This is a genomic window from Nonomuraea sp. NPDC049141 (assembly GCF_040648415.1).
Lineage (GTDB): Bacteria > Actinomycetota > Actinomycetes > Streptosporangiales > Streptosporangiaceae > Nonomuraea.
The window spans coordinates 99,225-126,021 of sequence record NZ_JBEZDR010000005.1 but is presented as its reverse complement, the minus strand read 5'-3'; the positions used below and the strand labels follow the sequence as shown (position 1 = coordinate 126,021).

Genomic DNA, 26,797 nt, shown 5'->3' with positions numbered 1-26,797 from the left:
GACGCGGATCATCCAGCGGGCGAGATCGGTGGCACATAGCTCACCGACGTCTTCCAGGAACAGAACGGCATCTATCGCTTCGACCGTACGAGCAAGCTGGACGTCTCGCGGATCCGCGAGGCCCAGTCGCGTCCGGCCGCCATCGAGCGGGCCCGGCCCGGATCGGCGGCCGAGTGAAGCGGCGAAGGTCCGCCCGTCTCGAAGGCCGCAGCGACTCCGGCTGAGAGGGGCAAGGCGGACGGGGCCGCGGCGATGGTGATCGCCCCGGCCTCATCCGTCGACATCATTGCCGGTGGTGTTCGCCTCCTACGCACTCACCGCGCGAGCGGGTGAGGCAGCCATTTCCTCACCTCGCGTCACCGTTCCCGTTACCGTTACCGTTACCGTTCGAGGCGGACACCAGACCGGCGATGAAGTCGGAGACCGCGGCGACGGTCGGTTGCCGCCACAGCAGGGTCGTCGGCAGCGAGCAGCGGAACCGTTTCTCCAGCCGCCGCCGGACGACCACCGTCAGCACCGAGTCCAGCCCCTGCTCGACCAGCGGCCGGTGCGGCGACAGGTCGGCGGGGGCCAGCCGCATCTCCTGGGCGATCTGCGCGCTGACCTCCTCGAGCAGGAACGCCCGCAGTTCCTCGGGCCCCAGGGCAGCGATCGATTCGGCGGGCCGTACGCCCTCGGCGCCGTTCTCCGCGGGGGCCGGCACGTCGATCACCGGGTACCGCAGTCCCGACAGCCAGCCGACCACGGCGCCGGCGTCGTCGGTCACCCGAACCTGCACCGTGTCGGCGTGTTCGGGGTCGAGCCACACCTCGATGTCCACCGTGTCCGGTGGCTCTCCGATCGTGACCAGCCGGTCGACGTGCGTCACCATGCGGAGCAGCGGGTCACCGGGGAACGCGCTCGGCGCCACCGACATCGCCGCGTCCAGCACGGGTGCCCAGGTGACGGCCGGCCCGCACCGTACCCGGGCGCGCAGTGCGCCGTGGCCGCGCAGCAGTTCCTTGACCGTCCAGTCGAACCCGGTTTCGGGTACACCGACGGCGGCGAGCCGCTGCATGACCAGGTCCGGCTCCGCCGACGTGAGCGGCAGCGCCGGGGAAGTCGGCGCCTCGCCCGGTTCGGCGAGCGCCGTGGCGGTGGCGATCATCTGCCAGGCGGCGTCCGCCTCGCCCGCGGGACGGGCGGCCAGCCGCAGCCCGGTTCCCTGCCGTACGACCTGGACCTCGCGGCGGTCGGCGGTCAGCAGCGGCGCCGACATCGTCACCTCGCCGAGCACCTGACCTCCGGCGGCGGCGAAGAAGGTCGCCGCGAGCACCGCGGCCGGTACGATCTCCACGCCCTCGATGGCATGGCTGCCGGGATAGGGCCGGGTCTGGTCGTCCACGCCGGTCCGCCAGAGCCGTACGTTGGTGCCCGCCAGATCGAGGCCGTCGCCGAGCAGCGTGTGCGTGTCGGGATCGTGGCCGCGACCGGCGGTGTCCGGGGCGGACGGCGTACGCCAGTGCCTGCGGTGCTGCCAGGGGTATGAGGGGAGCACGACCGGGCCGCCGGTCGGCTGCAGCCGATGCCAGTCCACCTCGACGCCGGCGCAGTGCGCGGCGGCCACACTGGTCAGCAGGGCGGCCCTCGTGGGACGGTTCCGCCGCAACGACGCGCCGACGAAGATCTCCTCGTGCCCGCCCATGCTCAGCGTCTCCAGCACCGAGTGGGTGACCACCGGGTGCGGGGAGAGCTCGACGAACGCTCGGTATCCGTCGGCCGCGGCCGCCGCGATCGCGTCGGCCAGGCGTACCGGCCGGCGCAGGTTGATCGCCCAGTACGCGCCGTCGAAGCCGGGGCTCGCCCGTGGGTCGTCCAGCGCCGTTGAGTAGACGCGGACGTCGGGGACACCGACCTTGAGATCGGCCGTGGCGGCGGTCAGGTCAGCCAGGAGCGGATCCATCTGCGGCCCGTGGAACGCCACGTCCGAGGCGACCCGGCGGGCCGGGATGCCCTCCTCGATCCAGCCGGTCAGTACGTCGGCCACGGCGTCCGGATGGCCGGAGACGACCGTCGAGCCGGGTGACGACGCGATCGCGGCGACCACGTCGGTACGGTCCCCCAGCAGCCGCGCCGCCTCGGCGAACGGCAGCTGCACCATGGCCATCGCACCGTGGCCGGCGACCCGCCGCAGCAGCCGGGACCTGCGGCAGATCAACCGGGCGCCGTCCAGACGGCTCAACGCCCCGGCCGTCACGGCGGCGGCGATCTCGCCGACCGAATGGCCGATGACCGCGTGCGGACGGACCCCGTACGCGCGCCACAGCTCGACGAGACCGAGCTGCATCGCGAAGATCATGGTCTGGATCCGGTCCACCTCGGTCAGCTCATCCTCGCTGAGCACCTCCCGGGGCGAGAAGCCGATCTCGGCGGCGAACACCGGCTCCAGCTCGTCGATCACCGCGGCGAACGCCGGCTCCGTCGCCAGCAGCTCCCGGCCCATGCCGGCCCACTGCGAGCCATGTCCGGAGAACACGAACACCGGGCCGGGACCGGGATCGACGAGCACCCGCCCGGTGGTCACCGCGTCGTGCGGGGCGCCGGTCGACAGGGCGCGCAACCGGTCGGCCAGCGCGGCCGGGTTCTCCGCCGCGACCACCGCCCGGTGCGGCAGGTGGGCTCGGCGCAGCGCGAGCGTGTGCCCGGCATCGGCCGCGGACAGACCGCCGACGACGCCGGCGAGGTTCCCGGCGGCCTGCCGCAACGCCGCCCGCGACGCGGCGGACACCGGATACAGCCGACGCGCGGTCCCCTCGGCGGACGCCGGATGCGGCTGGCCCGCGGTCCCCTCGCCGGACACCGGATACAACCGGCCCGCCGTTTCCTCGGTGGACGCCGGATGCGGCTGGCCCGCGGTCCCCTCGCCGGACACCGGATACAGCCGGTCCGCGCTCCTGTCGGCCAGTGGCGCCTGTTCGAGGACGACGTGGGCGACGGTGCCGCCGTAGCCGAAGGCGGAGACCGCGGCCCGGCGCGGATGCGTGGAGGCCGGCCACGGCGTCGGCGCGTCGACCACCCGCAGCCCGGCGCCCTTCCAGTCGATGGTCGGAGTGGGCGTGTCGAGCCGGCTCGGCGGGAGCTCACCGCGTTCGAGCGCCAGCACGGCCTTGACCAGCCCGGCGATGCCGGCGGCACCTTCGAGGTGACCGATGTTGGACTTGGCCGACCCGATCAGGCACGGCTCCTCCGCCGGCCGATCCGCGCCGTACACGGCTCCCAGCGCGCCGGCTTCGAGGGGGTCGCCGACCGCGGTGCCGGTGCCGTGCGCCTCGACGTAACCGACCGTGCCCGGCTCGACGCCCGCCTGCCGCAGCGCGCGCCGCATGACGTGCTCCTGCGCCTGTCCGCACGGCGCCATGATGCCCGCGGTGCGGCCGTCCTGGTTGACCGCGCTGCCGCGGATGGTGGCGAGGATCCGGTCCCCATCCCGTACGGCGTCGGCGAGCCGCTTGAGCACCACGACCGCCGCGCCCTCACCCCGCCCGTACCCGTCGGCGGCGGCGTCGAACGACTTGCTCCGCCCGTCCGGTGCCAGCGTGCCCGCGGCGTCCAGGGTCAGCGTCTCGCCGGGAGACAGGATGAGGTTGACCCCACCGGCCAGCGCCACGTCGGTCTCGCCGGTGCGCAGGGCCTGCACGGCCAGGTGGACGGCGACCAGCGACGCCGAGCACGCCGTGTCCACCGCCAGGCTCGGGCCGCGCAGGTCGAGCGCGTACGACACCCGGTTGGCGACCGCGCAGGCGGCGGCGCCGATCCCGGTCCACGCCTCGATGTCAGGCAGGTCTTCCAGCAGGCGATGCCCGTAGTCGCCGGTGCAGACGCCCACGTACACGCCCGCGTCCGTGCCGGCCAGCGCGTCCGGCGACACCCCGGCGTGCTCCAGCGCCTCCCACGCGGTCTCCATCACGAGGCGCTGCTGCGGGTCCATCAGCTCCGCCTCGCGCGGCGAGAGCCCGAAGAACTCCGCGTCGAAGTCGGCCGCCCCGTCCAGGAAGCTCCCGTACGAGAGGGTGCGGCGTAGCGCCGCCGCGTACGACGGGCCGCGATCGGCGTAGTCGCTCCAGCGGTCGGCGGGTGCCGGTCCGCTGGCGTCGCGGCCCTCGCATAACAGGTTCCAGTACTCGTCCGCCGAGCCGACGCCGCCAGGCAGACGGCAGCCGATCCCGATCAGCGCGATCATCTCGACCGGTCGATCCATCACAAATCTCCTCCCCGCATCCGCGCCCACATGGGCGACTCGAGAATCTCCACCACGGCGGCCGAGATGGTCACGCCGGGTCCGAAGCCGAACATCAGCAGGTGGTCGCCGGGTCCCAGAGCATCGCCGCGAATCAGGTGCTCCAGCGCGAGGATCTGGTCACTGGCCCCGCAATGGCCGATCGTCCGGCCGAAATCCCAGACCGACCGGGACGCCGGAATGCCCAGCCGGTGCTCGCAGATCTGGTCGGCGATCTCCTGGGAGGTGTTCATGCACGCCACCCGGGTCACGTCATCGGCCTTGATCCCGGCCTCCGACAGGGCTTGGTCGATCACGTCGACCATCCGCTCGTCCAGCGTCACCAGCACCTTGGTCCCGTCGCCTTCGACCACCGCGCGCCGCCGGAACACGTCGTTGTGCGCCGCGAAGTCCACCGTGCGACCCTCGGTGACGCCGGGCGGGAACAACGGCTCGGCGCAGCGGTGCATCTCCTCGGCCTGCGACACCGACATCGTGCACACCGACGCCAGCCGGGCGAATCCCGGTTCGGTGTCGAGCACGAGGGCGCTGCCCGCGTCACCGGCGACGGCCCCGGGCAGCATGCGCCACCGGTCGACGAGCGGGGTGCCGTAGTTGTCGGCGGCGACCAGCAGCGCCGCCTGGCGGCCGGGCGCGCGCAGGTAGCTCGCGGCCAGCTCCAGCGCGGTGAACATGCCGTTGCAGCCCTGCTTGAGCTGAGTCGACAGGACACCGTCGCCGACCAGATGGCGTTGCACGTACGCCTGCGGTGGCCAGCCCTCCGGACCCTGATGCCAGGTCGAGACGTACAGCAGCAGGTCCAGATCGGTGGGGGAGCGCCCGCTGCGGGCCACGGCGCTCCGCGCCGCGCGCAACGCCATCTCCGGCGGCGGGATGTCACCGGCCACCGCGACCGCGGCGAGCCGGTGCAGCTCGACCTCCTCGGCGGTGTACCAGCCCGCCGCCACGGCGTGCTCCACGCTCACCGTGGCGGGCAGGTACGACCCGACTCCGCTGATGTACATGTCCGCCGTCTCCATGCCGCCTCCACAGTCGATCGTCGATGCGCAACGCGCGCTCAGCCGGGCCCGCCGGAGGCGTACTCCTGGGGGAGGTCGAGGATCCGCAGCACGGCGCAGGCCATGGTGGTGCCGGCGCCCAGCCCGATGAGCAGCACGTAGTCCCCGCGGGCGAGCGCCCCGTCGGCCAGCAGGTGGTCGAGGGCGACGAACTGGTCACTGACCCCGAGGTGGCCGATGCCGGCGCCGTACTCCCAGGTGGTGTCGGCCAACGTCAGCCCGAACCAGTTCACCCCCCGGTGCTCCAGGTCGTCCCAGCGCCCGTGGGGGAAGGCGACGCGGGCCACCTCGTCGAGGGTGATCCCCGCCTCTTTGAGCGTGCGGTCGACCAGCTCCATCAGCGTCGTCTGGATCGCCAGCATGATCTCGGATCCGTCGCGGTCGAAGAGCCGCTTGCGGAACTCACGGTTGCGGGCGGCGAAGTCGAGCGGCCGGCCCACGGTGGCGTCCGGCGGGAACATCGGCACGCCGCCGTCGTTGACCGACTCGGCCTCCGGCAGCACGACCACGTTGACCGACAGCACCTGCGCGAAGCCCGTGTCCGTGGTGAGCAGCAGCGCGCACCCGGCGTCGCCCATGACGTTGCCCTCGATCATGCGCCACCGGTCGACCAGCGGAGTGCCGTGGTTGTCGGCGCCGACCAGCAGCGCGGTGCCGCCCGGCCGCAGATAGCCGGAGGCGAGCTGCAGCGCGCTGAACAGCCCGCAGCACCCGTGCCGCACCTCGATCCCCAGGACGTCGCCGCCGACCAGGTGCTGCTGCAGGTAATACTGCGGTTGCCAGCCCTCCGGCCCCTGATGCCAGACATCGGCGTACAGCATGAGATCCAGCTCGCGCGGCGACATCCCGCCCGAGCGCTCGAACGCGTGCCGGGCCGCACGGAGCGCGAGCTCCGGAGCCGGTACGTCGCCCGCTATCGCCGCACCGCCGAGGCGGAAGTACTCCATCTCGTCGGCCGGATAGCGGCCCTCGGCGACGGCCGTCTCGATGCTGACCACCGGCGGCAGATGGACGCCGATACTGCGCAGGTAAATGTCAGATGTGCGCATCCGTCCTCCTTGCTGAAGCAGCGCGGCGCGGGGCGTGGGGGAACGAGAGGTCGTCGGATCTCACTGGCTGTCGGCCATCGTGGGGTTCTCCGCCCCGTCGCGGAGCAGCAGCATCGGATCGCTCAGCTCGTACAGGCCGCACATGGGCGGGCAGGCTTCGTAGCCGAGCAGCCGCTGGATGTCCTCGGGGTAGCCGCGGACCGTGTCCAGTGGCAGGGACAGGTAATGGTTCTCCTCCTGGCGGAGGTTGCCGAGGTCGTAGGCGTACGACAGGCCGGTGCGCGGCGCGTCGGAGGCGTTGACACCGGCGCCGTGGTACGTGCTGCCGAGCCACAGCAACGCGGAACCGGCCCGCATCTCGGCGGGGATCGCCTCGTCATCGCGGGGCGCCCGCTCGTCGTCCCACAGGTGGCTGCCCGGGATCAGGCGGGTGGCGCCGTTGCGCGCGGTGAACTCGCTCGCGGCGATCATGATCTGCACCCGGCTCTCCGGACCCGGGTGGCTACGGAGGTGGGCCGTGTCGTCCCGGTGCAGTCCCTGGATCGGCACGCCGGGCCGGATCTGGATCGCCCGCGAGATGCCGAGCTGGATCGTCGGGACCAGCTCCACCCGCTGCTCGCCGAGCCAGGCCCGCACCGGGCGCTGCAGGAAGTGCCGCGCGCTGCCCAGGAAGTGCGGCTGCCGCATGATCGTGATCGAGTGCTCGCTCCGGCGTATCAGCCCGGGCAGGATCCGGGTCTTCACCCCGACCAGCCGCCCGTCGCCGTCCTCCTGGCGTTCCAGGTCCGGGCCCAGGTCGTCCCACAGGCCGCGGAGCGTACCGGCGTCGATGAAGTCCTCGATGATCACTGTTCCGTCACGCTCGACCACCTCGATCGCCTCGTCGACCGGGGCCGACGCGGGCAGGGTGGTCAGCTTGCGATCACTCATTCCGGCCTCCGAAGGCGGTCAGGCGGTCCGGGCGGGCCGAACCATCGGGTGAGGGCGGCCCGCAGCGACGCCGGGTCGGCGGGCGTGCTCCAGGCGACGAAGCCGTCCGGCCGGATCAGCAGCGCGTCCGCCGGGGGCTCGGCGCATTCGGCCGTGACCACGTCGACCCGGTCGGCCCAGGGTTCGGCGAGCGCGCGCAGCTCGGGATCGGCGGCCAGGTCGAGCAGCAGCGGCCGCCCGGTGCGTTGCAGCTCCGCGACCCGTACGGTGCCGTCGGCGCACCGTAGCCGCAGGTCCGGGCTGTAGCGCCCGACCAGCGGACCGGTCAGCGACGGGTCGCCCATGTCGTAGCTGATGTGCAGGTCGTCGATCAGGGCGGTGAGCTGCCGGTTCGCCTCGTCGCGAAGCAGCAGCTCCGTGAGCAGCCGGCGCAACGCGTCGACGTGCTGTCCGGGCCGCATCAGCGCGATCGAGGCCCGCTGGACCTCCAGCGTCTGCTCGCCGATCGGGTGCCGCTCGGAGGTGTAGGTGTCGAGCAGTTCTTCGCCGCACCAACCGCGCGCGACCGCGGCGAGCTTCCAGCCGACGTTGAGGGCGTCTCCCATGCCGAGCCGCAACCCCGGGCCGCTCCAATGCGAGTGGACGTGTGCCGCGTCGCCGACGAGCAGCACCCGTCCGCTGCGGTACGTCTCGGCCTGCCGCGCGTTGTCGGTGAACCGGGTGATCTTCTTGACCTCGGTGACCGTCACCTTGGTGCCGCTGAGCCGGCGCAGTGCCTCCTGGAACTCCTCCAGCGTGATGGCCGCGTCCCGGTTCGCCGGTGCGCCGTCGAACTCCAACGTGATGAACCGGGCCGGCCCCTCCTCGTACACGAGGAGCCCACCGTCCTTGCGGAACCAGCCGGGGAGATGGAATTCGGGGTCGTCGATCTCGGCGAAGGCCCGGTATCCGGTCGTGATGCCGTCCGTTCCGGGAAAGCCGATGCCGGACAGCTTCCGGATCAGGCTCCGGCCGCCGTCGCAGCCGGCCAGCCATTCCGCCTCCATCCGGTACGGCCCGTCCGGACCCTCGACGTCAAGACGCACCCGGTCGTCGTCCTGGCTGAAACCGATTACGGTATGGCCGCGCCGAACCTCGATGCCGAGCTCCGCCGCGCGCCGCGCCAGGTCCTCCTCCAGGAGTTGCTGGGGCACCAGCAGGTCGGGAGACTCCGGCCGGAGCAGGAACATGCTGGCGAAGTGCCGCGCGCCGGGGAACGCCTTGGGGAGCAGGCTGTCCGGCCGTTGCTCACCCGCGGCGATGCGTGCCTGCTGCTCGGCCGTCGGTGGCGTGGCAGGGGCCTCGGTGACGCCGATCATGAGACCGCGACGGTCCATGATGTCGATCGCCCGTCCGGTGATGCCTTCCGCCTTCGGGCGCCACTCGATCGCGGGTAATCGTTCGAGCACCACCACCGGGACCCCGTGGAGAGCCAACTCGCACGCGAGTATGAGCCCCACGGGACCCCCACCGACAACCGCGACCTGTGCCTCCGGGTACGCCATTAACACCTCTGCTGGGGAGAGAAAATGCCTGCTGGAAAAGCTGTCGGGTTGCTGATCACAGACCGGCGATGTGTACGGCGGTCTCGCAACCTGAGTGTTGACAGATGTGTCCGGGGCGGTCAGCGCCGATGCTAATCGGATGATCCATATATGACTAGTGGTGTCATTTTTCGGACCAACCATGCATAATCTTCAACGCTGATGATCAACGGCGTGCCGGGTCGGGCTTCCTGCCCCGGGTGCCCATGCGGGAGGCTGCGGATGAGCGCTGGCGCCCAGCCATTGGAGACCGACCGGCCCACCCCCTTCGACCCACCGATCGACCTGCGGAATCGACCACTGCTCAGCCGGCTCGCCTATCCCGACGGGCACCTCGGCTGGGTGGCGACCGGCTACACCGTCACCCGCGCCATCCTGGCGGATCCACGCTTCAGCACCCGGCGTGAGCTGCTGCACCAGCCGGTCGGCGGCGAGCGCGCGCACCAGCGGCCGACACCCGCGGAGCCGGGCATCTTCCCGCACATGGACCCGCCCGACCACACTCGGTACCGCCGCTTGCTGAGTCGTCACTTCGGTCCACGTCGCGTCACCGAGCTGACGCCCGCGATCCGGCGGTACACCGCGCAGGTGCTCGACGCGATGGCGGACGGTGGATCGCCCGCCGACCTCGTGACGTCGTTCGCCATGCCCGTTCCGGCGCTGGTCATCTGCGAGTTGCTCGGTGTCCCCGCACAGGACCGGCACGTGATCCAGGCGGCGACCGCGGTGATGAACAACCTGGACTCCACACCGGAACAGACCGCCGGCGCCGTGCTGTCGATCATCGAGACGGTACGCGGCCTCCTCGCGCGCCTGCGCGCCGAATCCGGTCCATCGGACGAGGGGCTGCTGGCGCACGCCATGGCGACCGGTGACCTGACCGACGACGAACTCACCAACCTCGGGATGGTGCTGCTGGCCACCGGCCATCTGCCCACGTCGAGCATGCTCGCGCTCGGGACGTTCGCGCTGCTGACCGACCCGGCCCAACGGGCCCGTCTGACCACGGACCCGGAACTCGCCGGACCGGCGGTCGAGGAGTTGCTGCGGTACCTGTCGATCCTCCAGTTCGACGTACGACGCACCGCGCTGGCCGATGTCGAGATCGGTGGCCAGGTCATCGCGGCCGGCGAGACCGTGGTGCTGGCCCTGCCGGTCGCGAACCGGGACCCGGAACACTTCCCCGACCCGGACCAGCTGGACCTGGACCGGTCCGCGACCGGGCACCTGGCGTTCGGGCACGGCATCCACCAGTGTCTCGGGCAGCATCTCGCGCGGGCCGAGCTCCGTATCGCGCTGACCGCGCTCTTCGAGCGCTTCCCCGACCTGCGGCTGGCCGTTCCGGCGGCCGAGGTGCCGACCCGTGACCGCATGGCGGTGTACGGAGTGGACCGGCTGCCGGTCGCCTGGGGCCGTTCTAGCGGAAGGTAGCTTTGGATCATGCGTTACAGGACCTTGGGCGACTCGGGCCTCCGGGTGTCAGTGATCGGGCTGGGCTGCAACAACATCGGTTCGCGTATCGACGCGGCCCGCACCAGGGAGGTGGTGGACGCGGCGATCGAGGAGGGCGTGACGCTCTTCGACACCGCAGAGTCGTACGGCGCGGTGCCGGGCGCCTCCGAGGAGATACTCGGCGAGGTGCTGGCCGGCCGGCGGGACCAGGTGGTGCTGGCCACCAAGTTCGGCAGCCAGGGCAACCGCCCCGACTACGGGCAGGGCCAGGCACGCGGAACGCTGGGCGGCCGGTCGTACATCCGGCGCGCGGTGGAGGGGTCGCTGCGCCGCCTGCGTACCGACTACATCGACCTCTACCAGTACCACTTCCCCGACGGCGTCACCCCGATCGAGGAGACACTGGACGCGCTGACCGAGCTGGTGCGTGAGGGCAAGGTCCGATACATCGGCAGCTCCAACTTCGCCGGCTGGCAGATCGCCGAGGCCGCGCACGTGTCCCGCGAGCGAGGATGCGCGTCGTTCGTGTCGGCGCAGAACCACTGGTCGTTGCTGGAGCGCGGCGCGGAGCGCGAGGTGGTGCCGGCGGCCTCGCACTACAAGGTCGGCGTACTGCCGTACTTCCCGCTGGCCCACGGGCTGCTGACCGGGAAGGTACGACGCGGGCAGGAGCCGCCGGCCGGGACCCGGCTCGCGGCGCGTCCCCACCTGGTCACACCGGACAGGCTGGACCGGGTGGAGGTGCTGCGGACCTGGGCCGACAAGCACGACCGCTCCCTCCTGGACGTGGCCATCGGCGCGCTGGCCGCACTGCCCGGCTGCGGTTCGGTGATCGCCGGTGCGACCGGCCCGGAGCAGATCCGGGCCAACGCGGCGGCCGGCGACTGGGAACCGACCGCCGCCGAACTGGCCGAGATCACTGAGCTGATGCCGCTCTCCTGAACGGTGAGACCGCGCGGCGTCAGTGGATCACGCTGAGGGGATGCCCTGGCCGGGGGTGACGAGGCCGGACTCGTACGCCAGCGACACCGCCTGGGCACGGCTGCTGACGCCGAGTTTCGCCATGGCGCGGTTGAGGTGGGTTTTGACGGTGGCCTCGCTGACGCACAGGCGAGCGGCGATCTCGGCATTGGACAGGGCGTGCCCGACCAGTTTGAGCACCTCGCTCTCGCGGGCGGTGAGAGAGGCCAGCGCGGGGGAGGGCGAGGCGGCGGGCTGGTCGCTCTGGCGGGTGTAGGCCTCGATCAGGCGCCGGGTGACGCTGGGCGCGAAGAGCATGTCGCCGGAGGCGATGGTCTGGATGGCGGCGATGAGCCGTTCGGGCGGGGTGTCCTTGAGCAGGAAGCCCGACGCCCCGGCGCGTAAGGCGTTGTAGACGTACTTGTCGAGGTCGAAGGTGGTCAGGATGAGCACCCTGGGCCGATGGTCGCTGTCCGCGGACAGGATGCGCTCGGTCGCCGTGACGCCGTTCATGCCCGGCATCCTGATGTCCATGAGGATCACGTCGGGACGGACGGCCGCTGCCAGGGCGATGGCCTCCTCACCACCGGCCGCCTCGCCGACGACGTCGAGATCGGGTACGGCACGAAGCAGCGCCGTCAGCCCGGCACGGACGAGAATCTGGTCGTCGACGACGATTACCTTGATCATGCGTTCGGTTCACCGTGTTGCAGAGGAGCGTCCGGTTTGATGGGCGACAGCGGCAGAGTGACCACGACCTCGAATCCGCCGGAAGACTTCGCTTGGGCTGTGACCGTTCCCTTGTAGAGCTTGACGCGTTCGCGCATGCCGATCAAGCCGTGACCGTCCTCCTTGGGGGCCGCCGCCACCCCGCGCCCGTCGTCGGTGACGCGCAGCTCCAGCGTGGTGCCGTGGTACGCGACCGTGACCCACGCCGTGGCCGGACCGGCGTGTTTGAGGACGTTGGTGAGGCACTCCTGGATGACCCGGTAGGTGCACAGGTCGATTCCGGGTGGCAGCGGGCGCGCCGAGCCGTTGATCTTCACGTGCACCGGCACGCCCGCCGAGCGCACCCGTTCCACCAGTGGTTCGAGCCGCTGCAGGCCGGGCGCCGGATCGTAGCCGTCGCTCTCGTCGTCGACGTCGATGCGCAGGACGGACAGCAGCCGTCTCATCTCGCCCATGGCCTCGCTGCCGGTGTCGGCGATGGTGGTCAGCGCGCCGCGCGCGGTCCCGGGGTCGGAATCGAAGACGTAGCGGGCGAGCCCCGCTTGGATGATGATGACCGACATGTGGTGGGCGACCACGTCGTGCAGTTCGCGGGCGATGCGCACCCGTTCCTCGGTGACGGCGCGGCGCGCGTTGTCGTCTTGCTCACGATGCAGTCGTTCGGTGAGATGGGCGAGCCGCCTGTTGCGCTCGACCAGCAGCCGGGTGCCGTTGCCGAACGTCCAGGCCACGGCCATCATGATGCTGCCCTGAAGGATGTTGAGACCGGTGAATTCGTGCGGGGCCAGGAATGCCGACTGCCACCAGGAGACGGCGACGGGCAGCACGCACGGGACGGACACGGCCGGCGGCAGCCGGCTGGCCACGGTGTAGAGCGACAGAAGGGTCGCCGCCAGGTTGATCCTGGTGTCGTAGCCGGCCGCGTGCAGGATGATCGCGGTGGCGCAGCAGATCCCCAGCACGGTGAGCGGCGCACGCCGCCGCCAGGCCAGCGCGAGGTTGGCCGCCAGCGTCAGCCCGACGCCGCAGACGTCCAGGGGGCGCTGCGCGTAACCCTGATCGGCCGAGCTGCCGCCCATGGCGAATCCGAACGCCAGCGTGATGCCGGCGATGACGAGGCCGAACACCAGGTCGGTGAGGAAAGGGTTCGCGACGGCGAGCCGTCTGAGGGACGACAGCACCTTTGCCCGCATCAGCGCATGCTAACCGCGGCCATCAAGGATCCTCATCATCCGCAGGGTGCAGCTCCCCTCCGCCATCGGCGGTATACACGCGGGCGGCCATACCGCAGCCGGTTGACCGGGTCAGGGGAGAGGGCCGAGGCTGAGATGCCGGCCGTCGAGCTCGGATTCGATGGTGCCGGCTATGGCATTGGGCTGGATCAGCACGTTGTTCGCCGTGAGATGTCCGCTGTGCCGTCCGGATACCGCGAGGTCGGCGCTGTAGCGGGAGGGTGCCCCGTAGAGGCCTGGCTTTCCGTGGTGGCTCCGCTCGACGCCATTGAGCACGAATCCCGGCTCGTCGGAGTAGTTCGTGTAGGTCACCTCCAGCAGGGACTCGAACGGCGGCAGCGGCGAGGACCGGCGCGTGATGTCGATGCTCCCGGAGATCTTCCCGGCGTGGTGCGCCACGGGCCGGGGGTCGGGTGGGACGTGGCCGGCGACCGGTGGCGCCCAGGACGGGGTGGGTGCCGGGCGGGCGGGTCCGCGCTGGGCGGGCGTGCGTTCCGGAAGGTGGGCGACGACGACCCTGGTCCGCGTGCCACGTACCTGCTGCTGCCAGAACAGCACGGCCGTGCCGTCGGGCTTCCACCTGAAGTTGGGTTTGGCGTCCCAGCCTGCGGCGATCGCGCCGGGGGCGAGCGGCTGTCCGGTGTACGAGCCGCGGGTGTCATGCTCGTCGACGAGCCACGGTTCGGCGATCTCCGGGTTGCGGGCGGTGAACGCCGCGAACGGCAGCGCGGGGACGCCCTCTTCGATGAACGGCGGGCGGCGAATCTGCGAGAAGGTTTCGAGCAGCCCGGTCGTACGGGCGCTGCCGACGACCATCCATCGCCGTCCCTTGTGGGGGGTGGGTGAGAAGTCGACATCCTCATCCCAGTCCAACGCCGAGGTCAACCGGCTCTCGCGCCCTGAGCGCAGGTCGACCTCCACGACGTCTGGATTGCCCGCCTCGAACGCGTTGAGGAATCGCGCGAACGTCACGGCCTGCCCGTCGGGGGTGAAGCCCTTGAGTTCGCCGTCCGTCGCGACCACTCGGGCGTCCTCCACGTGGTAGGCGTCGCCGTGGCGAGCCAGCCTGCCGACGATGCCCACTCCGGTGGGCCGTCCCGACGCCGTGCGGCGGACCTGGCTGAGCGCCACATGCCGGCCGTCCGGCGCCAGCCGGAACTCCCGCTGATCCTGCTCGACGTTCGGATCCCCGGCGGCCGGGGGCACGATGGGCACGACGGTCGCCCGGCGGCAGTCGATCACCGATGGGGCGCATTCCACGACGCCGTCCCCCGCATGCGACTCGTGGTGACCGACGAGGGCCCCGGAATCGCCCCCAGCCTGCGCCCGCACCTCTTCGAGCGGTTCTCTCAGGGCGATCCGGTACGTCGTCAGGGCAGCGGGCTCGGCCTCTCCATCGCACGCGCGATCGCCGAGGCACACCAGGGAACCATCGAACTATCCCCTGGCACTGGCAGCGAGTTCGTCGTCACCCTCCCCGCCCGCCTTTCGCCGAATGCCGACTCAGCCTGAGCGGCTTTCATGGGGCGGCCATTTCCGCGGCGACCGGGTCGGCGCCGAGGCTCAGCAGCCAGTCCAGCGGCGCGTCCGGGGCGTAGCGCACCATGAGGCCGGTCAGCTCCCGCTTCCGTTCCTCGTCGAGGGAAGCTCCTCCGGCGGCCAGGCGAGCCACGGCCTCCCGGTACATCAGCAGGTACTTGCGCTGGTCGTCGAACAGACCGACCCCGCCCGCGGGCCCGTGCCCCGGATACAGCCGTGTCCCCGCCAGTTCGCCGGCGAGCCGGTCCAGCGCGGTCAGCCACGTCCCGGTGTGACCGTCGGACAGGTAGGAATGCGTCCCGGCGAAGGCCAGGTCGCCGATGAACGCGACGCGCTGCCCGCCGGTCTCGGCGACGATGTAGGAGTCGGCGTGGCTCTCGGCGGGGCCGGCGTCGGTCACCGTCAGCCGCACCCCGCCGATCTCCACCTTGCCACCGCTCTCCAGCAGTTCCTCGGGGACGCGGAACCGGTCCGGCCATTCCTCGCCGTACATCGGCTGCCACTGTTCCCGCTTCGCCACCGCGCTGTCCTGGATCACCTTCGCCACCGAGGCGGTGGCGTAGACGGGCACCTCATCGGGGACCACGTACGGCAGCCCGTTGAAATGGTCGGGATGGGGATGCGTCACGAACGCCGCCAGCAGAGGCTTGCGCAACGCGGCCAGCCGGGCGGCCAGTGCCCTGGCGTCCGACACCAGCAGGCTCGCATCCACCAGCACGACTCCTTCGGCCGTCTCGACCAGGTAGCTGTTGACGAAGATGCCCGTCTCGGCCGCGCTGTAGGTGTGCACACGAAAGTCGGTCATAGAGGTCCCTTCCGGTTACTGTTGATCCCGAACGTAGGCCGCGAGGCCACCGGCGGGACAGAAGGCACTTTCAGGTGCCCTTCTCGGTTGGGAGACGTGGATGGCGTTGATGATCCCTGACGTGTTCGAGGAATCGTGCGCCACCCGCCAGGCTCTGGAACGGCTCGCGGCGAAGTGGCGGATCCTGCTGATCTACGCCCTCCTCGACGGCCCCCAGCGCCACGCCCGGCTCCGCCACCGCCTGCCCGGCATCACGCAGAAGGTGCTGACCGAGACGTTGCGCGGGATGGAGGCCGACGGCCTGGTGAGCCGCCAGATCGTCAAGCAGAGCGCTCCCCAGCATGTGGAGTACGCACTGACCGAGCTGGGCGCCTCCCTGAAGGAGCCCTTGGCCGCCATCTGCGCCTGGGCACAGGAGCAGACCCAGGTCCGCGCCTGAGCGGCCGATCGTGTCAGCCGCGGAGCAGATCGAGGATGTGCGGCCAGGCGGCAGCTCCGAGCTCGGCGTCGGCGACAGCGTCACCGCCGTAAAGGAAGTGCGGCGATGCCGAAGCGGGCCCTTCCCCCGGAAGCCGCGGCCGATGGCCGGCTTCGGCCCTGCTGATCAGCCGAGCTGTACGGCCGGCGCTACTGCGACGGCCGACAAGCCGCTCAGCGAACGGGAGGGACGGCCACATCGCATCGTCCCCGCCCGCCACCAGCAGCACGTCGGCACGGGTCTCCTCGATGGGGATCTCGGCGGCGAGCAGCAGGTCGGCGAACGTCTGTTCACTCTTCTCGTACCAGCCGCGGACAGCGACCGGACCGTCCGCCGGTTCAGCGGCCGTCCAGTCATCGTCGTAGGGCACGAAGGGCAGCGGCTGCCCCTTCCAGGTCCAGGACGACCGGTAAGGGCGCTGCTTCCCGTCTCGCCCTGGGCCGACATTGCCCCACACCACCGAGGTGGGCGACATCGCCACGACGCCGTCGACACGCGGGTCATGAACGGAGGTGAGCAGGACGGCCTCCGCGCCCTTGGACGACCCCATCAGGCAAATGCGCCGTACTCTGGTGGATTCGAGCAGATCGACGGCGGACACGAACGTCTCCAGCGGAATCTCGCAGATGCCCGGTGACTGGCCAGGACCGCCGAACCAGCGAATCGACATCGCGGTCATCCCCTCCTGAGCGAGGATGCGGGCCCTGTCCCGTTCGATACGACCGCTCGACCCCGCCAGAACGAGAACGCCTGTGTGACCGATCGGTCCCGGACTGATCAAGACGCCTTCCCACGGCTCGGTCAGTTCCCGCTCATCCATGTTCACCCTCACCTGTCAGCACAGAAAGCCCGTATTTACCGTAGCTCGGCGCCATGTCATCATGCGCTCAGCGTCTGCCGATGGGAGCGTAGTGATTCGCGACCTATTGACCGTTCTGCGCTGTGCCCGGCTGGCGATCGCCCTTCCCGTCGCGCTCAAAGACGCCGTCGCCCGCGCTCCCGGCGCCGTGCGTGACTTCGAGCGGGCCGTGGAACCGATCGTCCGCGACCTCCTCTCCGAGCCTGAGCGCGAGGCGATGATCGCCTCGCTGCGCGGCACCGCACTGTCCTTCAACGTCGGTATCCATGCCTACGCCAGGATGGCGGGGCAGCCTTGTGACGGCGAGCTGGTCATGCTCGCCGGATCGGTCGCCCGGCTCTACGACGACCTGATCGACAACGGCGGCGACCCGGAGATCGACTCCTGGGTGTCGTCCCTGTTCAAGGCCGGCGGGCATGCCGTACCACATGATCATCACCGACGCCTGCTGGCCGCGCTCTACGCGGAGATCCACCGCCGTGCTCCCGGCGAACTCTGGCACACCGCCCTGCTCGAACTGCACGACTACCAGGTGCTCTCCCGTACGCAGCGCGATCCCGGCACCCCGCCGGCGCAGCTCGGCAAGATCACTCGGGGGAAGGGCGGGCTGGCGGGCGTCGTGCTGTTCGGCCTGGTGCATCCGGACATGAGCGTGGTGCAACGCGAGGCGGTGATGGAGGCGGGGGAGGCACTGCAGCTCCTGGACGACTACCTCGACCAGGACGCCGACCTGCGCGACGGCATCGGCACCCCGCTCAACCGGGGTGAGGTGAGCCTGGCCGAGGTGGGCGCCCGGCTGCGGGCGCTGCGGCCCCGCCTGGCCGCCTGCTACGGGGCAGCCGCCGCCCGGCCCTTCACCGCGACGCTCCTTCTGGTCCTGGTGGCTGACGTGCTCAAACACCACCAGAACAGACGGGCCACGAGAAAGCGAAACACCCCGCTCGGGCTGCTGCTCGCCGGCGGCACCCACGCCATCCCCCCGAAGAGAGCCTCATAGATGCGCAGGCTGCAGACCGCGCTGCTCGTCATCCTCCCGCTGGCGTTCGTCATCCTGGCAGTCGTACGGCTGGCAGTGGGCGGCTGGTCCAACGTCGAGGCGGTCATCGCCGCGGCCGCCCTCGTCGTGGCCTACATCGGCACCCTGCGCGGCACGCGGCCCTCGGACGACACCTCCGACCTGGCCGACCGGCTGGCCGACGAGGTCATGCAGGCGGCCAGGCGGGAAGCGGGCAACCGAGACGTCCCCCACAGCCGTGGCATCCCGATCCGCTGCCAGTCCGGCCACCCGCTCCCCGCAACGATCGAGGAGCTGGCCGACCACCTGCTCACCACGAAAGGGCGCGTGGTGGTGACAGGAGAGCGGGGCTCCGGCAAGACCACGCTCGGCCTGCTCCTCGCGTTGCGGCTGTCCTCGGTGCGGCATCGGCCGATCCCGGTCACGCTGCCACTGTCGTCGTGGGAGCCGCAGCTGGCCCTGCGTGAGTGGGTGGCGCTGCGGCTGGCCGCCGAGTACCCGTTCCTGCGGGCCGCGCCTCTCGCGTTGGAACGGCTGATCAGGGGCGGCAGCCTGCTGGCGGTGTTCGACGGCTTCGACGAGGTGCCGCCGGCGCGCCGTGCCGAGGTGGTCAGGGCCATCGACGAGGACTGGTCCGGCTCGCCGTACGTGCTGACCAGCCGCGTCGAGGCGTTCACCGGCCCCGTGACCCGCAGGCTCGCCGGGACGCCGGTCGTGCGGCTGCTGCCGGTGGACGCCACTGGGATCGCCGGATACCTGGAGTCGCGCTGGGGTGACGTACCCGAGGCCGCCGCGCTGGTCGCCCAGCTGCGCGCGGAGCCGGACGGCCCGCTGGCCGAGGCGCTCGACACGCCGTTGATGATCTTCCTGGCGGCGCGCATCTGCGAGAGCGGCCACCCCCCACGCATCGACGGCACCGCCACGCGGATCAGGCAGAGCCTGGTCGCCGGGTTCGTGCCGGCCGTCTACCGGCCGGAACCGGAGGCCGATCAGCGGTGGAGCCCCGACGAGGCGGCCCGCTACCTCCGGTTCCTGGCCGATTTCCTGCGCCGCAGGGGGACCGGCGACCTGGCCTGGTGGGAACTCCACCATGCGGTGCCCCGCGCGGTGCTCCCCGCCTTCCAGACCGTGCTCGGGATGGCCTTCTTCGGGCCGCTCTGCGCCGCGGAGTTCGCGCTGTTCGGGTTGGGCCAGGTCGGCTGGTGGTTCGGCCTGACGGTCGGGCTGGCCGGTGGTTTCGCGGTGTCGCTGGCCAGGCAGCACTACCCGCGTGAGGCGCGGCCGAAGCTGCGCAAGACGCTGACCCGGCGCTACCTGCTGCGCCGCCTCGGCCAGGGCCTGGTGTGCGTGGTGCCCGGCATGGTAATCGTCCTGGTGCTGTACGACGGGGTGACCTTCGCACTGACCGAGGGTGCGGTGTTCCTGCTCGGCTTCCTGGCCGCCTCCCTCGCCCTGGCCCCCGCCAACGCCGACAAGGCGGGCACGCCTGACGGCTTCCTGCGTAACGACCGGGCGGCCGTGCTGCTGGCCTTCACCGCGGGCGGCTTGGTCGGGCTCGCCGTCGGCGCCTACCTCGGCTGGTGGATGGAGAGCGGGCTGCGGGTCAGGGACCACGTGCTGCTGCTCACGCTCGACCGGTGGCAACAGACGCTCATCGGCGCCGCCGGTGGCGTGGTGCTCGGGGCGGCCGGGTTCGGCGTCACGATGATGGCGCCGAGCGCGTGGGGGCGGTTCATCAATGTCCGGATATGGTACGCCTCGCGGCGGACGCTGCCGCTGCGGCTGATGGCCTTCCTGCACGACGCCTACGAGCGCGGGGTGCTCCGCCGTACCGGACCCTACTACCAGTTCAGGCACGAACTCCTGCAGGATCAGGCCGCAGCCGAGCCGGCACCGCCGGAGTCAGCAGCACCCGCCCGGCCAGCGACCAAGCCGTGACCCGGCCGCTCGCGCCGATGACGTAGCTCGCCTCGGGGAAGCGCACCCGGCCACTGTCCGGCGCGAAGCGCGCGTACTGTATCTCCAGCTCCGCGCGCTCGCGACGAATCCGTTCGACCGCGACGCGCCCACTCGCCGCGGGCCGGTAGCCGAACTCCAGCACCACCTCCGCGTCAGGCGCGGCCCACGTCAGCGCCGCCATGTCACCCGGCCTGGTCAGGTCGCAGACCCGCCCGGCGACCGTACAGCGCAGGACGTCGAAGCCGTGCCCGCGCAGCACCCGCGTCTGCGCGGCCAGCCAGTCAGGCTCGAATCGCCGCTGGGCCCGCGCCAGCAGCCGTAGCGTCACGACCCGCGCCGCCACGTACGCCGCGGTCAGCCAGGTGGCGGCGGAGAAGGCCGGATGCGGCACGAAGATCGCCGCCAGCGCGAGCGCGGCGGTGACCAGCGCCCAGCCGAACGTCGCCGTGGCGGCGCGCTCCGGCGACGTCCCGCCCAGAACACGGCGGATCGTCACGGGCACCCCGGGCAGCGGCACAGGCGGGACCGGCAGGTCGGGGCGGGAGTATTCGGGCCCGTAGGTGACCGGCATCCTGCCAGTATCACCCGAGACGCCGCCTGGTGTTACTGACCTGCCGGTCCATCCTCCGATATGGACCCACGATCATCGGGGACCGCAGAGCGGAGTGGTAGGGCGCCCGGGAACCTGCGGATTGAAAGTCGCAGTGCTAAATGCCGCCCACTATTGAATCGTGTCTCACCGTACTTGAAATGTCCAAGAATGCCGCCCGGCATTATGCCGTATCAGGTGCCGATGCGCATCCAAACAGCAACTATGGGGCTTGGCCGTTCGTACCTCGCCTGGCTTCGCGCCGATACCGGTTTGAGTTGAGTGAAGACCGTGAGTGCTGTTACCTTCACACGGTGGACGACAGGCGTGCACGTGCGGAGACGATCGAAGGCTTTGCGGCGACTCTGCGGGAATTGCGTAACGTAGTCGGTAACCCACCTTTCCGTGAGATGTCCGGCCGTTCAGGGGCGATTTCTCACACAACGTTGCACGAAGCCACAAAGGGTAACCGGCTCCCGAGTTGGGAGACCACCGTCGAGTTCGTTAAGGCGTGTAACGCGGACCCGGCCGCCTACCGCGAACTCTGGGAGAGAGCGAACCTGGCGGTCAGATCGGCGAGCGCCGGGGACCCGTCAATCCGCACGGACACCTCGGCGGACCGTCTGTCCGGTGGACTCGCGGCCTCCGCCACAGGCGGCGCCGTGGAACTTCGTACCGTGCACCTCGCCGTCGGGTCGCAAGCGCCCCGGTCGGCCGGCGAGATCTCGGCATCCGTGCCTACGTCGTCGCCCGACGAGATCGCGGGCGACATTCAGCATCTGCTCCCCACGCGAGGGAGCAAAGAGAGATTACGGCCGACCCGCCCGGCCGTGTTCGCGGCAGCGGCCGTCACCGTGGGGGCCGTGGTCCTCATCGTGGCCGCCGTCAATCGCGACTCCACGCCCGACGGACACACCCTGAACCCGACCGGCAGCCCATCGATTGCCGCGGTGGCCCCAGTCGGTTGCCCGGTGCGTTCGACCAACCCGCCTTGGGCCCAGCCGTTGCACGAGGGCGATGCGGCCGTGTTCATCGCGGACCTCACGCTCCCCGACTGCACGCGCGTCGGCGCCGGCAAGACCATGACCAAGGTATGGCGGCTGAAGAACACCGGAACCGTGCCGTGGAAGGGATATTCGCTGCGGCGTCTAGACGTCACGCAGCGTGCCGATCAATGCCAGACCATTACCGACGTGCCGATCAAGGACACGCAACCCGGCGAGATGGTCGACATTCGGACGGACATCACCACGCCGAGGAAGCCGGGCCTGTGCTACGTGCGATTCAAGATGGTGGACGCTTCGGGAACGGTCGTGTTCCCCGGAAGCCGGCCGATCAACTTCCAGATCATCGTCGAGGAACTCTAATTCCCCGCCGCGCATGACACGGCGGGGAACCAGAGTTAGGGGGTTCAGGAGCCGATAACGATCCCCGTGTAGTAGTTCTTGAGGATCCTGGAGTAACTCCAGCCCGCATTGGCCTTGTCGCGAGAGCCGTACTGCGACATCCAGTCCCCGTCGACCCAATTGCCGCACGCCGTCGTCGTGGAGCAGTATTGGGCCCGGAAGATCTTCCCATTGCGAGTCAGCCGGGTGCCCCATGTCGCGTCCACCGCGGCGCTCGTCACCGCCTTCGCGGAGCCGGGCTTGTACACCTGGCTCGAGGTGTGGTCATAGACGTCGAAGCACTGGCCGCTCGGCGTCTTGCTGGCGGAGTGCAGCGCCCAGTACCAGCCGAAGTTCTTCACGGCCATCGCCCCGGCCTTGAGGGACTCGCTCGGCCAGGTCGTCACCCACTCGTTGGGCAGGACGTTCTTGACGTAGGTCTTGAAGTCCACCCGCTCCACGCGATTGAGAGACTCGCGGTACACGAGGATCGTCGTGGGCAGCTTGCTGTCCGTGCCGTCGGTCTTGCATTGGGTCGGCGGCAAGGAACTACCCAGGAACTCGTGCGAGGCGTTCTGGTTCTTGAGGGTGGGGTTCAGGTTGGCTTTGGCACCTGGAGCGAAGTCCTGGTACGTGCCGGTGAGGCCGGTGTTGAAGTAGACGCGGACCTTCTTGCTGCTGCGGTTCCAGGCGGAGGCGGCGGCGTTCTTGAGGCACTTGCCCTTGCCCTCGCCGGGGCCCTTGAAGTCGTAGCAGCTGGGCTGCGTAGTGGAGTAGTCGGGGATTGATCCGGTGAAGTCGGAGACCGACCCTTTGTTGTTGCTGTTGAAGTAGTAGCAGAACTCGCCGGTGTCGCAGACGCCGTCGCGGCTGGCCGCCGAGGCGGGCGTCGCTGTGGCCAGCATGGTTCCGCCGAGCGCCATCGTCGCGGTGAACCCCGAGATCAGCCGTACAGTTCGTGAAGGCACAGGTGTCTTCCTTTTGTCAGCGGTCAGGGTTCGTTATCGGACGTTGTAGCCCTGGGAGTTCCAGAACGAGGTCGGGTTCGGGTTCTGCAGGTTCGGGTCGCCGACGCTCTTGGCCGCGAGCGTGACCCGTCCGGGGCGCATCTCGACGTGGGTGTGCGCGGATGCCTTGGTCGACACCCCATGCCACGACTCGGTGGCGATGACCTGGCCGCGGGTGACCTGCTGGCCCACGCGCAAGGAGGACAGCGGAGCGGAGTGCAGGTAGATCACCGTCTTGTTCACCGAGGAGATGTAGATGGCGATCGTGGAAAGTCCCGCCCTGCCGGTGGCGCCACGTGCGACGTTGATGATCTGGCCCGTCACCAGGGAGCGAACATTCGAGCCCACGGCGCGGGCGATGTCGATGCCTTCGTGCCGGCCGGAGGTGGAGGTGTAACCGTCGAAGCCGCAGGAGATGCCGCCGCCGCTGGTCCCGTACAGCGAGAACGACATGTTGGTGCGCGTCGATGATGACGGGCTGAACTGGTGCGAGGCGTTCTGGTTCTTGAGGCTGGCGTTCAGGTTGCCTTTTGCGCCTGCGGCGAAGTCCTGGTAGGTGCCGGCGTAGCCGGTGTTGAAGTAGACGCGGACGGGCTTGCTACTGCGGTTCCAGACGGAGGCGGCGGCGTTCTTGATGCATTTGCCCTTGCCCTCGCCGGCTCCCTTGAAGTCGTAGCAGGTGGGCTGCGTGGTGTCGTAGTCGTCGATCGATCCGGTGAAGTCGGAGACCGATCCCTGGTTGTCGCTGTTGAAGTAGTAGCAGAACTCGCCTGTATCGCAGACGCCGTCGCGGCTTGCCGCCGAGGCGGGCGCCGAGGTGGCGAGTACGGTCCCGCCGAGCGCCATCGCGGCGGTCGTCGCGGCGAGGATCCTGGTGAGCGTGGTCATGTTGTTCTCCTTCTGTCTGCGGAATGTCTGCGAGCCTGTGTTTCGGATGGTCAACGGGGGTGGAGTCAGCGGCGCTGGTACTCCTCCCAGGTGCGGATGGTCACCTTCGGGCCGTCGTCGGGGCCACGGCCGGCGAGCCCGTTCAGACCGAGGTAGTAGTCACCGATCTGGTGCTGGGCCTGGCTGGAGAGGGCGGTGTCGCTGATGGCGGTGGCGTGGATGTGCCACGGCCAGTCGTCCTGCTGGGGGTTACGCACCCATGCCGCGAAGCCGACAAGGCGCAACGCGCGGACGACCGAGGTCCGGGTGGCGGAACTCATCCCCTCGACCGAGATGTCGACGACGCCGCCGCCGTCGTGGGTGCCGGCGGACGTGGGGTCGCCGCCGGGGTTGTACGACCCCTGATCCAGCTTGAGGTTGCGGCCGAGCAGCCGCTTCGCCTCGGCCAGCATGCTTCGCGTACGGGTGTTGATGGTGAACCCGCCGGTGGACACCCGGGCGCCCGAGTCGATGGCGTTGGTGACCTTGAAGCGGCCGGTTCCGAGCTTGGCGAGCGACGTCTTGCCCGGCAGGCCGTTGGCGTCGAGACCGGTGAGGCCGAGAGACTTCTGATACTTGGCGAAGGCGGTGACCGTCGTGGAACCGAAGTAGCCGTCCACCCACTTCGCGTCGAGGAGCTGCCGGTCACGCAGCGCCTGCTCAACGAGGAGCACGCTGGCCTTGGCACCCGGGGTCAGCGTGCTGTCGGGCCGTCGCGGGTCGATCTGGGCCGCCTTGACGGTGGCTTCCATGTTCACGCTCGGAAGCGCCCCAGCGTCGGCCGCTTGTGCCGCCGACGCCCCGTACGCTCCAATCAGCGAAGCGAACAGGACGGCCGGCACGAGGGCAGCGGCGTATGACGGCAACTTCATAGTTACTCCTGGTGCGGGGGCTGAGGCGATTCCGGTGCGGCGGAAGCCAACTTTTCGGATTGCTCACATGTCCGCAAGAAGATCGGTGTTGTCAGCCTGTCCGACAGGCGCCCTCGTACAGGCGTACGCGCATGTCACAGGTGATCCGATGGCGGGTGAGCTGCGACCCCACGACCAACACGGAGGTAGCGTTCAGCTGATACCTGTGGGGCGTGGCCGGTTGTCCAAGGACGCCGAAAGACCTGCCCTAGCCGCCGAGCCGGATGATCCCCCGCGTGGCCGCCACGGTCACGGCGGCGGTGCGGTCGTCGACGTCGAGCTTGGCGAAGATGTGCAGCAGGTGGGTCTTGACCGTGGCCTCGCTGATGCACAGGTGGGCGGCGATGGCCTTGTTGCTCATCCCCTGGGCGACCGCGCCCAGGACCTCGATCTCCCGGCCGCTGAGCGCGCCGGGCGCGTCGGTGCGCGCCCATGACAACACCCGGGTCGCGATCGCCGGCGACAGGGCGCTCTCGCCTCGGGCCGCCGCCCTGATGGCGTCGAACAGCTGCTCACGGCGGGTGTCCTTGAGCAGGTAGCCGATCGCTCCGGCATCGATGGCACGGGAGATGTCGCTGTCGGTGTCATAGGTGGTCAGGACGATCACCCTGGCGCCGGGGTCGTGCTCGCGGATCCGGCTGATCGCCGCCGCGCCGTCGAGCTCGGGCATCTGCAGGTCCATCAGCGTGACATCCGGCCGCAGATCGCGCGCCAGCCGTACCGCGTCCGAGCCTGAGACCGCCTCGCCGACCACCTCCAGATCGTCCTGGGTGCCGAGCATCGCCCGGATGCCGTCACGGACCACCGGGTGGTCGTCGGCGATCAGGACCCGGATCGCCGCCCGCGCGGTCATCGCGCCACCGCCGGGAGGCTGGCCACGACCGTGGTGCCCTCCCCAGAGGTGCTTTCCACGAGAAGCGTCCCGCCAAGTTGCTCCATCCGCTCAAGCATGATCAGCAGTCCGTGGCCGGCGGCGGCCCGCTCGGGATCGAAGCCGTCGCCGTCGTCGTGGACGTCCAGCACGACCAGGTCCTCCATGTACGACAGGGTAAGGGTGACATGTTCGGCATGGGCGTGACGGCGGGCATTGGCGAGCGCCTCCTGCGCCACCCGCAGCAGTTCCACCTGGAGGTGCGTGTCCAGGGGCCGCAGCGCCCCGGTGATCACGGTGTGCGCGTCGATGCCGGTCTCGTCGGACAGCCGGCCCGACAGCCGCCGCAGCGCCTCCGGCAGGCCGCCGTCGTCGAGCTCGCCGGGCCGCAGCGCCCGCACCACGCGGCGGCTTTCCGCGAGGTTCTCCCTGGCCGCCCGTAACGCCTGGGTCAGGTGCCGGTCGTCCGGCAACCGCTCCTGCGCCGCCTCCAGCAGCATCACCACGCTGGCGAACCCCTGGGTCAGGCTGTCGTGGATGTCGCGAGCCAGCCGCTGCCGCTCGGCGGACACGCCCGCCTGCCGTTCGGCCGCCGCCCGCGCCTCCTGGGCGGCCTGCAACTGGTCGATCAGCTCCTTGCGCTCGGCGCTCTGCCGGGCCACCGAATAGAAGTACCCGACCGCGGCGGTCGCGCTGATCGCGATCAGCCCGGTGATGGCGATCTCGGTCCAGGTGATCGACCCGCCTTCGTGGTAGCTGTGCCACAACCACCCTCCGGCGCACGACAGCACCGCGACCAGCCCGACGCGCAGGGCGTCCATGCAGTACGGCACGAGCACGCTGAAGCAGACCACCAGGAAGGACGAGTCGATCGCGAACAGCCCCAGCCAGAGCAACCCGCCGCCGACCACATAGGGCAGGGGCACCTCACCCGCGGGAGGCGTACGCAGCACGAACCACACCGCGTACCAGGCGGCCAACCCGGCCACGAGCGCCACCGGCAGGACCTGACGCACCTCCATCAGCGGCCCGGCCGAGGTCAGCACCAGCCACGAGGCGAAGAAGGCATGCTGCCACCGACGCCGGGACCGCTCCCAGGACTCCACAGCACCGACGATAATCAGCCACCCGTCTGTCCGGCATCAACCAGTCGACTGACCCGGCGATCGGTGTCCCGTTCGAT

General features: G+C 70.2%; 23 protein-coding genes. 7 read left to right on the top strand and 16 right to left on the bottom strand.

Going from position 1 to position 26,797, the window contains the following annotated elements:
• Positions 1-346: 346 nt before the first annotated feature.
• The 5 genes from AB0B91_RS16600 to AB0B91_RS16580 are packed head-to-tail and all read right to left on the bottom strand — an operon-like array spanning position 347 to position 8,857.
• Positions 347-4,237, bottom strand: coding sequence for a beta-ketoacyl synthase N-terminal-like domain-containing protein (locus tag AB0B91_RS16600; protein WP_358319548.1), 3,891 nt, complete (start codon positions 4,235-4,237; stop codon positions 347-349).
• Positions 4,237-5,295 carry a ketoacyl-ACP synthase III family protein gene (locus tag AB0B91_RS16595; protein WP_358319545.1) on the bottom strand — a complete coding sequence of 353 codons (1,059 nt, stop codon included), beginning with the start codon at positions 5,293-5,295 and terminating at the stop codon, positions 4,237-4,239. Before AB0B91_RS16595 ends, AB0B91_RS16600 begins: the two co-directional genes overlap by 1 nt.
• A gap of 38 nt (positions 5,296-5,333) precedes the next feature.
• Complete coding sequence (locus tag AB0B91_RS16590; protein ID WP_358319542.1) at positions 5,334-6,383, bottom strand: ketoacyl-ACP synthase III family protein; 1,050 nt, start codon at positions 6,381-6,383, stop codon at positions 5,334-5,336.
• Between the two features lie 60 nt (positions 6,384-6,443).
• On the bottom strand, positions 6,444-7,313 hold the full coding sequence (locus AB0B91_RS16585; RefSeq protein ID WP_358319539.1) for a phytanoyl-CoA dioxygenase family protein: 870 nt from the start codon (positions 7,311-7,313) through the stop codon (positions 6,444-6,446).
• Entirely contained in the window at positions 7,310-8,857 is a 1,548-nt protein-coding gene (locus AB0B91_RS16580; RefSeq protein WP_358319536.1) for an FAD-dependent monooxygenase, read from the bottom strand. The genes AB0B91_RS16585 and AB0B91_RS16580 overlap by 4 nt, the downstream gene beginning before the upstream one ends.
• A gap of 261 nt (positions 8,858-9,118) precedes the next feature.
• Here AB0B91_RS16580 and AB0B91_RS16575 point away from each other — a divergent pair, with 261 nt between their 5' ends.
• Together AB0B91_RS16575 and AB0B91_RS16570 are read left to right on the top strand one after the other, a co-directional pair.
• Positions 9,119-10,327, top strand: a complete 1,209-nt coding sequence (locus tag AB0B91_RS16575) for a cytochrome P450 (RefSeq protein ID WP_358319533.1) — start codon at positions 9,119-9,121, stop codon at positions 10,325-10,327.
• Positions 10,328-10,336: 9 nt separating this feature from the next.
• Positions 10,337-11,290, top strand: coding sequence for an aldo/keto reductase (locus tag AB0B91_RS16570; RefSeq protein ID WP_358319524.1), 954 nt, complete (start codon positions 10,337-10,339; stop codon positions 11,288-11,290).
• 27 nt (positions 11,291-11,317) lie between these two features.
• Here the strand turns inward: AB0B91_RS16570 and AB0B91_RS16565 are convergent, their stop codons facing one another.
• From AB0B91_RS16565 to AB0B91_RS16555, 3 genes are all read right to left on the bottom strand, one after another.
• A complete protein-coding gene (locus tag AB0B91_RS16565; protein ID WP_358319521.1) occupies positions 11,318-11,998 on the bottom strand; it encodes a response regulator transcription factor in 681 nt (226 codons plus the stop codon).
• Positions 11,995-13,230: a sensor histidine kinase gene (locus AB0B91_RS16560; protein WP_358319518.1), complete on the bottom strand. Its 1,236-nt coding sequence runs from the start codon at positions 13,228-13,230 to the stop codon at positions 11,995-11,997. Before AB0B91_RS16560 ends, AB0B91_RS16565 begins: the two co-directional genes overlap by 4 nt.
• 111 nt (positions 13,231-13,341) lie before the next feature.
• Positions 13,342-14,529, bottom strand: coding sequence for a hypothetical protein (locus AB0B91_RS16555; RefSeq protein WP_358319515.1), 1,188 nt, complete (start codon positions 14,527-14,529; stop codon positions 13,342-13,344).
• Positions 14,530-14,544: 15 nt separating this feature from the next.
• Between AB0B91_RS16555 and AB0B91_RS16550 the strand changes: the two genes are divergently transcribed.
• Positions 14,545-14,781 (top strand): sensor histidine kinase, encoded by a 237-nt coding sequence (locus AB0B91_RS16550; protein ID WP_358319512.1) that lies wholly within the window; start codon positions 14,545-14,547, stop codon positions 14,779-14,781.
• A gap of 7 nt (positions 14,782-14,788) precedes the next feature.
• Here the strand turns inward: AB0B91_RS16550 and AB0B91_RS16545 are convergent, their stop codons facing one another.
• Entirely contained in the window at positions 14,789-15,613 is an 825-nt protein-coding gene (locus tag AB0B91_RS16545; RefSeq protein ID WP_358319509.1) for an MBL fold metallo-hydrolase, read from the bottom strand.
• A 100-nt stretch (positions 15,614-15,713) separates the two neighbouring features.
• On the opposite strand from AB0B91_RS16545, the gene AB0B91_RS16540 reads away from it, so the two are divergent.
• Positions 15,714-16,052 (top strand): helix-turn-helix domain-containing protein, encoded by a 339-nt coding sequence (locus AB0B91_RS16540; RefSeq protein WP_358319506.1) that lies wholly within the window; start codon positions 15,714-15,716, stop codon positions 16,050-16,052.
• 13 nt (positions 16,053-16,065) lie between these two features.
• On the opposite strand, the gene AB0B91_RS16535 is transcribed toward AB0B91_RS16540, so the two are convergent.
• Complete coding sequence (locus AB0B91_RS16535; RefSeq protein WP_358319503.1) at positions 16,066-16,911, bottom strand: acyl-CoA thioester hydrolase/BAAT C-terminal domain-containing protein; 846 nt, start codon at positions 16,909-16,911, stop codon at positions 16,066-16,068.
• Positions 16,912-17,002: 91 nt separating this feature from the next.
• Between AB0B91_RS16535 and AB0B91_RS16530 the strand changes: the two genes are divergently transcribed.
• A complete protein-coding gene (locus AB0B91_RS16530; protein ID WP_358319500.1) occupies positions 17,003-17,947 on the top strand; it encodes a class 1 isoprenoid biosynthesis enzyme in 945 nt (314 codons plus the stop codon).
• On the top strand, positions 17,948-19,903 hold the full coding sequence (locus AB0B91_RS16525; RefSeq protein ID WP_358319497.1) for a hypothetical protein: 1,956 nt from the start codon (positions 17,948-17,950) through the stop codon (positions 19,901-19,903).
• Here AB0B91_RS16525 and AB0B91_RS16520 read toward each other — a convergent pair.
• Positions 19,815-20,495 (bottom strand): hypothetical protein, encoded by a 681-nt coding sequence (locus tag AB0B91_RS16520; RefSeq protein ID WP_358319494.1) that lies wholly within the window; start codon positions 20,493-20,495, stop codon positions 19,815-19,817. The two genes, AB0B91_RS16525 and AB0B91_RS16520, sit on opposite strands and share 89 nt — an antisense overlap.
• Before the next feature lie 680 nt (positions 20,496-21,175).
• Here AB0B91_RS16520 and AB0B91_RS16515 point away from each other — a divergent pair.
• Complete coding sequence (locus AB0B91_RS16515) at positions 21,176-21,880, top strand: NBR1-Ig-like domain-containing protein (protein ID WP_358319491.1); 705 nt, start codon at positions 21,176-21,178, stop codon at positions 21,878-21,880.
• Positions 21,881-21,924: 44 nt separating this feature from the next.
• On the opposite strand, the gene AB0B91_RS16510 is transcribed toward AB0B91_RS16515, so the two are convergent.
• The 5 genes from AB0B91_RS16510 to AB0B91_RS16490 all read right to left on the bottom strand — a co-directional run bounded on the left by AB0B91_RS16510 (position 21,925) and on the right by AB0B91_RS16490 (position 26,720).
• Positions 21,925-22,866 carry a SpoIID/LytB domain-containing protein gene (locus tag AB0B91_RS16510; RefSeq protein WP_358319488.1) on the bottom strand — a complete coding sequence of 314 codons (942 nt, stop codon included), beginning with the start codon at positions 22,864-22,866 and terminating at the stop codon, positions 21,925-21,927.
• 33 nt (positions 22,867-22,899) lie between these two features.
• The gene (locus AB0B91_RS16505) at positions 22,900-23,793 is read right to left on the bottom strand and encodes a peptidase inhibitor family I36 protein (RefSeq protein WP_358319485.1); all 894 of its coding nucleotides are present in this window, start codon (positions 23,791-23,793) and stop codon (positions 22,900-22,902) included.
• 65 nt (positions 23,794-23,858) lie between these two features.
• Positions 23,859-24,704 (bottom strand): peptidoglycan-binding protein, encoded by an 846-nt coding sequence (locus AB0B91_RS16500; RefSeq protein ID WP_358319483.1) that lies wholly within the window; start codon positions 24,702-24,704, stop codon positions 23,859-23,861.
• A gap of 247 nt (positions 24,705-24,951) precedes the next feature.
• Positions 24,952-25,596 (bottom strand): response regulator transcription factor, encoded by a 645-nt coding sequence (locus AB0B91_RS16495; protein ID WP_358319481.1) that lies wholly within the window; start codon positions 25,594-25,596, stop codon positions 24,952-24,954.
• A complete protein-coding gene (locus AB0B91_RS16490; protein WP_358319479.1) occupies positions 25,593-26,720 on the bottom strand; it encodes a sensor histidine kinase in 1,128 nt (375 codons plus the stop codon). Before AB0B91_RS16490 ends, AB0B91_RS16495 begins: the two co-directional genes overlap by 4 nt.
• Positions 26,721-26,797 lie beyond the last annotated feature (77 nt).

What these genes read in the sequence shown, in the direction of transcription:
- AB0B91_RS16550 (WP_358319512.1), top strand. Translation starts at nt 14,545, where the DNA reads ATGCGACTCGTGGTGACCGACGAGGGCCCCGGAATCGCCCCCAGCCTG.
- AB0B91_RS16525 (WP_358319497.1), top strand. Translation starts at nt 17,948, where the DNA reads ATGCGCAGGCTGCAGACCGCGCTGCTCGTCATCCTCCCGCTGGCGTTC.
- AB0B91_RS16580 (WP_358319536.1), bottom strand. Translation starts at nt 8,857, where the DNA reads ATGGCGTACCCGGAGGCACAGGTCGCGGTTGTCGGTGGGGGTCCCGTG.
- AB0B91_RS16495 (WP_358319481.1), bottom strand. Translation starts at nt 25,596, where the DNA reads ATGACCGCGCGGGCGGCGATCCGGGTCCTGATCGCCGACGACCACCCG.
- AB0B91_RS16545 (WP_358319509.1), bottom strand. Translation starts at nt 15,613, where the DNA reads ATGACCGACTTTCGTGTGCACACCTACAGCGCGGCCGAGACGGGCATC.
- AB0B91_RS16500 (WP_358319483.1), bottom strand. Translation starts at nt 24,704, where the DNA reads ATGAAGTTGCCGTCATACGCCGCTGCCCTCGTGCCGGCCGTCCTGTTC.
- AB0B91_RS16520 (WP_358319494.1), bottom strand. Translation starts at nt 20,495, where the DNA reads ATGCCGGTCACCTACGGGCCCGAATACTCCCGCCCCGACCTGCCGGTC.
- AB0B91_RS16595 (WP_358319545.1), bottom strand. Translation starts at nt 5,295, where the DNA reads ATGGAGACGGCGGACATGTACATCAGCGGAGTCGGGTCGTACCTGCCC.
- AB0B91_RS16575 (WP_358319533.1), top strand. Translation starts at nt 9,119, where the DNA reads ATGAGCGCTGGCGCCCAGCCATTGGAGACCGACCGGCCCACCCCCTTC.
- AB0B91_RS16540 (WP_358319506.1), top strand. Translation starts at nt 15,714, where the DNA reads ATGGCGTTGATGATCCCTGACGTGTTCGAGGAATCGTGCGCCACCCGC.
- AB0B91_RS16505 (WP_358319485.1), bottom strand. Translation starts at nt 23,793, where the DNA reads ATGACCACGCTCACCAGGATCCTCGCCGCGACGACCGCCGCGATGGCG.
- AB0B91_RS16560 (WP_358319518.1), bottom strand. Translation starts at nt 13,230, where the DNA reads ATGCGGGCAAAGGTGCTGTCGTCCCTCAGACGGCTCGCCGTCGCGAAC.
- AB0B91_RS16570 (WP_358319524.1), top strand. Translation starts at nt 10,337, where the DNA reads ATGCGTTACAGGACCTTGGGCGACTCGGGCCTCCGGGTGTCAGTGATC.
- AB0B91_RS16585 (WP_358319539.1), bottom strand. Translation starts at nt 7,313, where the DNA reads ATGAGTGATCGCAAGCTGACCACCCTGCCCGCGTCGGCCCCGGTCGAC.
- AB0B91_RS16535 (WP_358319503.1), bottom strand. Translation starts at nt 16,911, where the DNA reads ATGGATGAGCGGGAACTGACCGAGCCGTGGGAAGGCGTCTTGATCAGT.
- AB0B91_RS16600 (WP_358319548.1), bottom strand. Translation starts at nt 4,237, where the DNA reads ATGGATCGACCGGTCGAGATGATCGCGCTGATCGGGATCGGCTGCCGT.
- AB0B91_RS16590 (WP_358319542.1), bottom strand. Translation starts at nt 6,383, where the DNA reads ATGCGCACATCTGACATTTACCTGCGCAGTATCGGCGTCCATCTGCCG.
- AB0B91_RS16565 (WP_358319521.1), bottom strand. Translation starts at nt 11,998, where the DNA reads ATGATCAAGGTAATCGTCGTCGACGACCAGATTCTCGTCCGTGCCGGG.